The organism is Streptomyces sp. NPDC058375, assembly GCF_042723425.1.
Taxonomy (GTDB): Bacteria; Actinomycetota; Actinomycetes; order Streptomycetales; family Streptomycetaceae; genus Streptomyces; species Streptomyces durocortorensis.
Genome location: NZ_JBHXJG010000260.1, coordinates 1 through 9,878, shown reverse-complemented (window position 1 = coordinate 9,878; position 9,878 = coordinate 1). Strand labels below are relative to the sequence as shown.

8 protein-coding genes are annotated in these 9,878 nt (G+C 72.6%); 7 read left to right on the top strand and 1 reads right to left on the bottom strand.

Annotated elements, in window-relative coordinates; translation table 11 throughout:
* The first annotated feature begins 162 nt into the window (after window positions 1–162).
* The 5 genes from ACFWM7_RS29670 (at window position 163) to ACFWM7_RS29650 (ending at window position 5,778) form a co-directional block, all read left to right on the top strand.
* The gene (locus ACFWM7_RS29670; protein ID WP_383266318.1) at window positions 163–2,646 is read left to right on the top strand and encodes a Tox-REase-5 domain-containing protein; all 2,484 of its coding nucleotides are present in this window, start codon (window positions 163–165) and stop codon (window positions 2,644–2,646) included.
* A gap of 241 nt (window positions 2,647–2,887) precedes the next feature.
* Window positions 2,888–3,586 (top strand): hypothetical protein, encoded by a 699-nt coding sequence (locus tag ACFWM7_RS29665; RefSeq protein WP_383266315.1) that lies wholly within the window; start codon window positions 2,888–2,890, stop codon window positions 3,584–3,586.
* Window positions 3,583–4,113: a hypothetical protein gene (locus ACFWM7_RS29660; RefSeq protein WP_383266312.1), complete on the top strand. Its 531-nt coding sequence runs from the start codon at window positions 3,583–3,585 to the stop codon at window positions 4,111–4,113. The genes ACFWM7_RS29665 and ACFWM7_RS29660 overlap by 4 nt, the downstream gene beginning before the upstream one ends.
* 104 nt (window positions 4,114–4,217) lie before the next feature.
* A complete protein-coding gene (locus tag ACFWM7_RS29655) occupies window positions 4,218–5,000 on the top strand; it encodes an isoprenyl transferase (protein ID WP_383266309.1) in 783 nt (260 codons plus the stop codon).
* Between the two features lie 64 nt (window positions 5,001–5,064).
* Window positions 5,065–5,778 (top strand): nucleotidyltransferase domain-containing protein, encoded by a 714-nt coding sequence (locus ACFWM7_RS29650; RefSeq protein ID WP_383266306.1) that lies wholly within the window; start codon window positions 5,065–5,067, stop codon window positions 5,776–5,778.
* A 26-nt stretch (window positions 5,779–5,804) separates the two neighbouring features.
* On the opposite strand, the gene ACFWM7_RS29645 is transcribed toward ACFWM7_RS29650, so the two are convergent.
* Window positions 5,805–6,953, bottom strand: coding sequence for a PucR family transcriptional regulator (locus tag ACFWM7_RS29645; protein ID WP_383266303.1), 1,149 nt, complete (start codon window positions 6,951–6,953; stop codon window positions 5,805–5,807).
* Window positions 6,954–7,144: 191 nt separating this feature from the next.
* Between ACFWM7_RS29645 and ACFWM7_RS29640 the strand changes: the two genes are divergently transcribed.
* Both ACFWM7_RS29640 and pruA read left to right on the top strand, forming a co-directional pair.
* Window positions 7,145–8,125 (top strand): proline dehydrogenase family protein, encoded by a 981-nt coding sequence (locus tag ACFWM7_RS29640; protein ID WP_383266300.1) that lies wholly within the window; start codon window positions 7,145–7,147, stop codon window positions 8,123–8,125.
* Window positions 8,126–8,177: 52 nt separating this feature from the next.
* Window positions 8,178–9,809 carry an L-glutamate gamma-semialdehyde dehydrogenase gene (pruA, locus tag ACFWM7_RS29635; protein ID WP_383266297.1) on the top strand — a complete coding sequence of 544 codons (1,632 nt, stop codon included), beginning with the start codon at window positions 8,178–8,180 and terminating at the stop codon, window positions 9,807–9,809.
* Window positions 9,810–9,878 lie beyond the last annotated feature (69 nt).

Genomic DNA, 9,878 nt, shown 5'->3' with positions numbered 1-9,878 from the left:
GAGCCACCCAGACCATCCCGCGCGTCGACCTCGAACACGACCTCGCCGACCACACCCTTGCGACGCCGACCGTCATCGGCCAGCGCACCTACGGCGACCCCGACGAGACCCTAGGGTGACCGGTTGTCATGTCACTCATGGGCACCGGGGGTCGGTTCACGTATGTCTGCTGTCGGTGGCATACCCGTAGCGGGAGGCCCGGCTCCGGCCGCCGCCCCGCGGCGTGACCTCCCGGGCCCGCTCGCCGTGGTCCGCGTGGCTCTCCTCGTGCTGTTCGGCGCGACGCTGTTCGGCGCGATCGGCCTCTCCGGCTCCGCCATCGCCGCGGAGGCGATGGGCGCCGAGGTGCTCGGCATCCTGCTGTACGCCTCCGCGCCCGGGGTGCTCTGCGCGCTGCTGGCCCGGCATCTGCGTACGGGCGGCCGACGCGTGCGGTGGGGGATCGTCGCCGTCCAGGTCTGGCTGATCGTCGGCGGCCTCGGCAATGTGTCGGACGGGTCGCCGGACGGGTTCACGCAGCTGGTGCTGCCGGTCCTGATCCTGGTGCTGCTGAGCCGTCCGCAGAGCCGCGCGTGGTTCCTGCTGCCGCCCCGGGAGCGCGGGGAACCGCCGAAGTTCTCGCTCCCGCACATGATCACGTGGAAGCGGGACCGGGGGCAGACCGCCCTGGAGTATCTGGGCCTGGTCCTGATCGTCGTCGCGCTGATCGGGGCGCTGACGGTGGGCGGCCTCGGCGGCCGGATCACGGAGGGGCTCCAGTCGGCGATCTGCTCGCTGACGGGCAGCTCGTGCCCGGTGTCGCCCGGAGGCAGTGACACCGTCGCGGGGGACGACCCGGGCGGGGGTGCCGACGGGGGTACGTCGGGGGGCCCGGACGGCGGAGCCGACGGGGGTGCCGATGGAGGTGGAGCCGACGGTGGTTCGACCACCACGGGCGGCGCCACCGGAGGCGACGCGACGGGCGGCACGAGCGGCACGGGAGGCACCCACGGTTCGGAGGGCTCCGCAGGCACCGAGGGCTCGGCCGGTACCGAGGGCTCAGGAGGCACCGAAGGGTCAGGCGGATCCGAAGGCTCCACCACGACGAGCGGCGGTACCGGCGGCCCCGACGACAACGGGCGCCCCGGCACCGGCGAGGACACCTACCCCGAGGACAGCGAGGAGCCCGAGGCCGTCTACGACGTACAGCCGACGTCCGACGACGGCGAGGGCGAGGACGGTGGCGAGCAGGCCGAGGAGAAGGAGGACTGCGGCGGCTGGGGCTTCTTCGGCTGCGCCTGGGACCGTACGACGCAGGTCTTCAAGGGGCTCGTGGTCGACGGGCTCTGGGGCGACATCACCGGGATCATCGACCTGTTCAAGCCGGAGACCTGGTCGGGCCTCGCCGACTACGGCAAACAGCTCGGCGACCAGTGGGTCGAGGACTCCGAGGGCGCGGGCGGCAAATGGGCCGACGGCGACTACCTGGGCGCGGTGTGGGACTGGGGCAAGGCCTCCGTGGGCACCGTGGTCACGGTCGGCGACGACGTCTTCGTCGGGGACGAGGTCCGCGAGCGCTGGAACAACGGGGAGAAGACCCGCGCGGTCACCGATGTGATCTGGAACGTCGGCTCGATCTTCATCCCCGGCTACAACGTCGGGAAGGTCGTCGGCAAGGTCGGCAAGCTCGGGGTGCTGGGCAAGGCCGCCGGAGCCGTGGGCCGCGCCGCCGACGACGCGGGGGCCGCGGCCCGCCGGGCCCGCGCGGCTGCTCAGGCAGGCGACCTCGACGGGGTACGGAAGGCGGCGAAGGAGGCCGACGAAGCGGCGGACACCGCCGAGGACGCGGCACGCCGTACCGGCTGCGTCATCGCCTCGGGCCCGCCGACGGTGCGGTACGGCGGGGGCGGGACCACCGGTGTCCCGGGCCCGGGCACGGGTGTGCTGGCGGGCGGCTCCCCGGGCCGGATCGTCCTCGCGAACGACGGATGCGACGAGGCGGCCAAGAAGGCGGCCCAGGATGCCAGGGCCGCGGAGCGGGCCGCCCATCTGGAGCAGAAGCGGCTGGAGGAGCCGGAGCGGGCGCGCAGGGCGGCCGCGGAGAAGAAGCAGTACCCCGAACCGAAGCGCAACGACACCTCCGACCCGCGCAACTACACCCCGCCGTCCTGGGCCGAGGACCTCGTCGACCGCAAGCTCGGCGACGCGGACGGGGGAGACGGCTACTGGGCGAGCCGCGACCGCAACCCCGCGCCCAACTGGAAGCGGAACGAGCCCTGGCTCCGCTACCAGGAGCAGGTGACCGGGACCAAGCGGGGCCAGGAGTACGTCGTACCGCATCCCGAGGAGGGCAGGCCGGCGGTGGAGTACGACGGCTGGGACTCCTCCCGGCAGACGTTCCTGGAGGCCAAGAACGGTTACGACAGCTATCTGTCCAAGTCCGACAAGGGCACCCTCAACCAGTCGGGCAGGGACAAGTTCATCAAGGAGGCCCGCGCCCAGGTGCAGGCGTCCGGCGGCCGGACCGTGGAGTGGCACTTCTCCGACCCGAACGTGGCCAAGGCCGCGCGCAAGGCGTTCCGCGAAGACGGACTGCCCATCAAGGTGGTGCACAGCCCGACGAAGCCCAACGACAGCAAGAGGAAGCCGGGGGCCTTCGACGAGTAGACCGCGTCAGGACGGAAGGCCACGTACGGAAGGACGGGCGCGGAAGGCCACGTACGGAAGGACGGGCGCGGAAGGCCACGTACAGAAGGACGGGCGCGGAAGGACGCGTACGGAGGGCCACGTACCGAACTCCACGTAGGGACGGCCGTGACCCGAGTAGCCTGCAACGCGTGGTGATCCCGGCCGCCGTCCGGCCGGAGGAACCTAGGGCAGTGGGCCGGCCGACGGAGGAGAGACGAGCATGCGACGTGTAGTGCGGGGCTTCTGGGGCCCCCGGCCGGAGCCGGTCGAGACCGTGGCCGACCGGTGGCTGCGGACCCTCGACGGGCTCGCCGAGCTGGTCCCGCAGGCGGCCGACGCCTGGAGCCAGGTCCACGGGAACGGGCCCGCCACCGCCATCACCGCCGACGAGGACGCCCTGCTCGACGCGCTCCGCAAGGCCCGGAGCGCGACCGACTGGTCGGACATCACCGGCACCGGGCTGCGGCTGGTGGGCACCGGTGCGCCCGGCTGGCAGGCGGAGATCAGCGGACTGGCCGGGGGCGCGCCGGACTTCCTGCTCCAGTCGCTCGCGATCATCCTGCACGCCCCGGACGAGGCCGTGGTCCCCGAGGAAGCCCTGCTCACCCTGGTCGCCCGGGTGTGGCAACCGGACTTCGGCGATGTGAACGACGACGACGTGCTGGACGCGCTGGAGGACGACGCCGGGTACTCCGTCGGCGACCCCGTCGTCGGGCGCGCCGGTTATCTCTCCCCGGCCCGCGCCGCCCTCGTCCCCGACGACCTGGAGACGGTCCGCGAACCCCTGCCCGGCGGCGGGGAGTTGCTGAGCATCGCGGCTCCGGGTGACAGTGCGACCGTGGTGCGCGTGTACGAGCGGCTGCGCGAGGCGGGGGCGCTGGCCCCGCTGCCCCGCCCGATGGACCGGGCGGCCCTGTGACCTCCCGGGCGGGCGAGGCCTTCGACGCGGAGCGCGCGGCGGCGGAGGTCACCGAGCTTCTCGCCGCCCCCGTGCCGACCATCGGCCCGACTGCCGCCGAGGGCGACCCGGTCACCGGCGAGTGGACGGTCACCGTCGGAGAGGGCTTCCGGATCGTGCCGCTCTGGGAGGGCGACTCGCTCACCGGCGTGTACGCCCCCGAGTGGAACGACGCCGAGGAGGCCGCGGAGGCCCATCTGGCCGAGGTGGCCCGGGTGTTGGGCGAGCGCTGGGGTCCGCACCGCACGGTGCGGCTGGACGGGCCGCTGATGCGGCGGCAGGGCGGATCGCCGGTGGAGCCGCTGTTCGAGGCGCTGTTCTCCGAGGACCTGTACGGAGACCTGGAGGTCTGGGGCCCCGTCGATCCGGGCGGCCGGTGGATCGCCCTGATCGTCGGCCACAGTGACGGGGACGCGCCGTTCGTGCTGGCCGCCCTGGTCAGCGACCGCCCGGTCCCCGAACCGGCCCCCTTCGACGGGCCGTTGTGAGGCCCGTCCGGCTCCGCCCGATGCCGGCAGGCGCGGGCCGGAGCCGCTGATAAGGTCCGTCGACATCAGCGCTCCCGTGAGCTGTCCCGTGCTGGAGAAGGTTCATGAAACTGCTCCCCCTGTTCCTCCGGCGGCCGATCGAAGCGGTGTACGAGCGCCGGCTCGCCGCCACCCTGGTGGGCCTGCCGCGCCCCCAGCACGTCGGGATCATGGTCGACGGCAACCGGCGCTGGGCCCGCAAGGCCGGGCACACGGACGTCCGGGAGGGCTACCGGGCGGGCGGCGCCAAGGTGACCACGTTCCTGGGCTGGTGCACGGCCGCCGGGATCGAGCACGTGACCCTCTTCATGCTCTCCGACGACAATCTGGGCCGCCCCGCCGAGGAGCTCGGCCCGCTGATCGAGGTCATCGAGGACACCGTCCGCGACATCACCGCCGAGGGCCGGGACTGGGAGGTCCGGGCGATCGGCTCGCTCGACATGCTGCCCGGCACCAGCGCCCGGGTGCTGAAGGAGGCCACCGCCGCCACGACCGGGCGCGGCGGCCTCAAGGTGGACGTGGCGGTCGGGTACGGCGGCCGGCGCGAGATCGTCGACGCCGTGAAGAGCGCCTTCGAGGAGCACATCGCGGCCGGCGGCGACCCGGCCGAACTGGTCGCCCGGTTCGGGATCGACGACATCTCCCGGCACCTCTACTCACCCGTCGCCGACCACACCGACTTCATCATCCGCACCTCCGGCGAGCAGCGCCTCTCCGGCTTCCTGCTCTGGCAGTCCGCGTACGCCGAGATGCACTGGGTGGACTGCTACTGGCCGGCGTTCCGGCACGTGGACTTCCTGCGCGCGCTGCGTTCGTACGCCAACCGGGAACGCCGCTTCGGCAAGTGATCCGGCCGGGGGGCGGGTGGGGGGCCGTGTCCCGGAGCCGGCGGGGTCACGGCAGAGTGTGGGCATGGACGTAATCGATCTTGCCCGCACCTTTGTCCTGGAGCGTCACCCCGACGCCCGCGCCGCGTTCCTCGGCGGCAGTGTCCTGACCGGTCGGCGCACCGCCCGGTCCGACCTGGACGTCGTCGTGCTGCTCGACGGCCCGCCCGCCCCGTACCGCGAGAGCCTGCGGTACGGGGACTGGCCGGTGGAGTTGTTCGTGCACACCGAGGACTCCTGGCACAGCTTCGTGACCCCGGAGATCGTGCAGCGGAACTCGGCCCTGCTGTGGATGTGTGCCGATGGGGCGCTGCTGCTCGACGCCGACGGGACAGGGGCACGGATGGCGGAGACGGCGAAACGTCTCGCGGCCGCGGGGCCGCCCCCGGTCACCGACACGGCACTCGAAGACGCCCGGTACGCGCTGACGGATCTGCTCGACGACTTCGGCGCCGTCACGGACGCGGGGGAGAGGCTGTTCGTCGTGGCCGAACTCGTCCGGCGGAGCGGCGAGCTGGCGCTGCTGACCCACGGCACGTGGCTCGGCGGCGGCAAGTGGCTGGCCCGACGCCTCGAACCGGTCGAGCCGGACCTTCCGGCGCGCCTGGACGAGGCGGCGCAGGCCGCGCTGGGCGGTGCACCGGAGGGCCTGACCTCGCTGGTCACGGAGGTCCTCGACGCGGCGGGCGGCCCCATCTGGGAGGGGTACCGCCGCAGCGGACCGCGTAAGACGGCCTGAACCCGTTGCCCCGGGCGGGACGCTGCCTACAGCCGCGCCCGCTTGACCGCCATGTGCAGCAGCAGCCGGTCCTCGCCGTCGTTGAGGTCCAGGCCGGTGATCTGCTGGATCCGGGAGAGCCGGTAGTACAGCGTCTGGCGGTGGACGCCCAGCGCCGCGGCCGTCCGGCTCGCCTGGCCCGCGCAGTCCAGGAACACCTCGGCGGTGTGCGCCAGCTCCCGGTGCAGCGGGGTCAGCAGTGAGGCGACCGCCGGATCCTCGGGGTCGTTCCCGGTGCCCGGGAGGGCGGTCAGCAGGCGGTACGGGCCGATCTCCGACCACCGGGCGACCGGGCCGAACCGGGTCTCGGCCCGGGCCGCGCGGGCCGCCGCCACCGCCTCGCGCCAGGAGACCGTCAGCTGGTCCAGGCCCCGGCGCGGCGTGGCGATCCCCCCGGTGACGGCCGGGTCCGCGCCGGTGCGCAGCCGGTCCGCGGCGCTCAGGGCCGGGTCGAGGCGGTCCGGCGAGCGCAGCCGGACGAGCGCGGCCAGCGACCGGTCCCCGGCGGCCCCCGGCACGGCGACCGTCGCCAGCGCGGCCGCCGACGCCACGCCCCGTACCGACGGCGTGTCGTCCGCCCACGGGGTCACGCACACCACCGTGTGCAGCCCCTCCGCGTCCCGGCCCAGGGCCTCGCCGAGCGCGGCGACGGCGGTGTCGTGCTGCCGGCCGGGGCCCGCCGTGAGGACCGCGCCGAACTCCCGCGAGAGGTCCGCGCCCGCCCGTGCCTCGTCGGAGAGCAGCGCCCCGATCCGGGCGGCGACCTCCATCGCGGCGGCGAGCTGCTCCGCGGTCGGGCCCGGGTCGGCGTCGAGCAGCCAGACGTATCCGAGGACGACACCCCGATGGCGTACCGGAAGGCAGATGCGGTCCCGGAACACCCCGGCCTCGGGGGCGGCGGGGATCCGGACGGGTCCGGTGGCCCGGGTGATGCCGAACCCCTCGAACCAGGCGCGGACGGCGGGGGTGGAGCGGCGGGTCAGGATCGAGCGGGTGCGGACCGGGTCCATCGCGCTGTCGTCGTCGCTGTCGTGGGCTCCGAAGGCGACCAGGCCGAAGTCCCGGTTCTCCAGGGTGGCCGGGGCGTCGAGGAGGGCCGAGATCTCGTCGACCAGTTCCTGGTAATCGCCTGTCACTCCGCCATTCTGCACCCCCTCACCCCCTGCTTCATACAGATGTCTGAGGTGGCGGCCACGGATGCGTGACAGGTGTCGATGGCACAGCCTGCGCGGGGTACCTAGATTTCACAGTGGTTATCCGTGCCGTACCGGTCCGTTCACGTTCGTACCGTTATGGCCCTTCGTCCGTACATTCGTGGAGGTGCCCCGTGCTGGCTCCCGTGATTCTCGCCGCATCACGCAGCGACAAGATGCGCCGGTTCATCTCGGCCGCGCCCGGCACCAAGCAGGTCGTCGACCGCTTCATCGCGGGGGAGACCGTCGACCAGGTCGTCCCGATCGTCGAGGACGCCGCGGGCAGGGGCCTGGAGGTCACGCTCGACGTCGTCGGCGAGGACATCACCACCCCCGCGCAGGCCGAGGCCGCCCGCGACGCCTACCTGGAGCTCGTCGAGCGCCTGAAGGCCCTGGACCTCGGCCCCCGCGCCGAGATGTCCGTCAAGCTGTCGATGTTCGGCCAGTCCCTCCCGTCGCCCGCCGCCACCCTCAACGGAGAGCCCTCCGGGCTCGCCCCCACATTCCCGGGCGGCCACGAGCTGGCCCTCGCCAACGTCCGCCCGGTCGTCGAGGCGGCCGCCGCCATCGGCACCACGGTCACCCTGGACGCCGAGGACCACACCACCCTCGACTCGATGTTCGCCATCCACGAGGAGCTGCGGAAGGACTTCCCGCAGACCGGCTGCGTCATCCAGTCCTACCTCTTCCGCACCGAGGACGACGCCCGCCGCCTGGCCGAGGCCGGCAGCCGCGTCCGCATCGTGAAGGGCGCCTACAAGGAGCCCGCCTCCGTCGCGTACCAGGACAAGGCCGAGATCGACAAGGCGTACGTCCGCATCACCCGCATCCTGATGGAGGGCGCGGGCTACCCGATGATCGGGTCGCACGATCCCCGTCTCATCGCCATCGCCCAGGAGCTGGGCCGCCAGGCCGGGCGCAAACTGGACGAGTACGAGTTCCAGATGCTGTACGGCATCCGCAGCGACGAGCACGTCCGGCTCGCGGCCGAGGGCCACCGGATGCGCGTCTACACGGCGTACGGCACCGACTGGTACGGATACTTCATGCGCCGCCTCGCGGAGAAGCCGGCCAACCTGCTGTTCTTCGGCCGCTCGATCCTCACCAAGGGCTGAGCCGGCCCAGGCCGACCCCCACCCCCGCCGACACCAAGGAGACAAGGCACTCATGGACGCCGTCACCCAGGTCCCCGCGCCGGTCAACGAGCCGGTCCACACCTACGCCCCCGGCTCCCCGGAGCGCGCCCGCCTGGAGGTGAAGCTCAAGGAGCTCAGCGACAACCCGATCGACCTGCCGATGACCATCGGCGGCGAGAAGCGGATGGGCGGCGGCGAGCGGGTCAACGTCGTACAGCCGCACAACCACCAGGCCGTCATCGGCACCTTCGCCGGGGCCACCGAGCAGGACGCCCAGGACGCCATCGACGCGGCCCTCGCCGCCGCTCCGGCCTGGCGCGCCATGGCCTTCGACGACCGCGCCGCGATCATCCTGCGCGCCGCCGAGCTGCTCTCGGGCCCCTGGCGCGAGACGCTGGCCGCCTCCACCATGCTCGGCCAGTCCAAGACCGCCCAGCAGGCCGAGATCGACACCCCCTGCGAGCTCATCGACTTCTGGCGCTTCAACGTGCACTACGCGCGCCAGATCCTCGCCGAGCAGCCCCCGGCCAACTCCCCGGGCGTGTGGAACCGCATGGACCACCGCCCGCTGGAGGGCTTCGTCTACGCGATCACGCCCTTCAACTTCACGGCCATCGCGGGCAACCTCCCCACCGCCCCCGCCCTCATGGGCAACGTCGTGGTGTGGAAGCCGTCCCCGACGCAGACCCACGCCGCCGTGCTGCTGATGCAGCTCCTGGAGGAGGCCGGGCTGCCCAAGGGCGTCATCAACCTGGTCACCGGCGACGGCAAGGCCGTCTCCGAGGTGGCGCTGAACCACCGCGACCTGGCCGGCATCCACTTCACCGGCTCGACCCCCACCTTCCAGCACCTGTGGAAGACGGTCGGCAACAACATCGCCAACTACCGCACCTACCCGCGGCTCGTCGGCGAGACCGGCGGGAAGGACTTCGTCGTCGCGCACCCCAGCGCCGACCGCGCCATCCTGAAGACCGCGCTGACCCGCGGCTCCTTCGAGTTCCAGGGCCAGAAGTGCTCCGCGTCCTCGCGGGCGTACGTCCCGGCCTCCATCTGGAACTCCGGCTTCAAGGAGGAGTTCGCGGCCGAGGTCGACTCCATCACGATGGGTGACGTCACCGACCTGAGCAACTTCATCGGGGCCGTCATCGACGAGCGCTCGTTCGCCAAGAACAAGGCCGCGATCGACCGCGCGAAGTCCGACCCGGCGTGCGAGATCGTCGCGGGCGGCACGTACGACGACTCGGTGGGCTACTTCGTCCGCCCGACCGTCATCGTCTGCACCGACCCCGAGAACGAGGTCTTCACGACCGAGTACTTCGGCCCGATCCTCGCGATCCACGTCTACGAGGACGCGAACTACGACGCCATGCTGGAGCAGATGGAGTCGGTCTCCGACTACGCGCTGACCGGCTCGGTCATCGCGGGCGACCGCGCGGCCGCCGCGTACACGATGGACAAGCTCCGCTACGCCGCGGGCAACTTCTACATCAACGACAAGTCGACCGGCGCCGTCGTCGGCCAGCAGCCCTTCGGCGGCGGCCGTGCCTCCGGCACCAACGACAAGGCGGGCGCCCCGCAGAACCTCCAGCGCTGGACCCTGACCCGGGCCATCAAGGAGACGCTGGTCCCGCCGACCGACTACACCTACCCCCACCAGGGCTGACGCCCACCCGGGGCGCCGCAGCACGGCGCCCCGGACCCAGAGGTCTCCTCGCGAGATCCCCTGAGCACC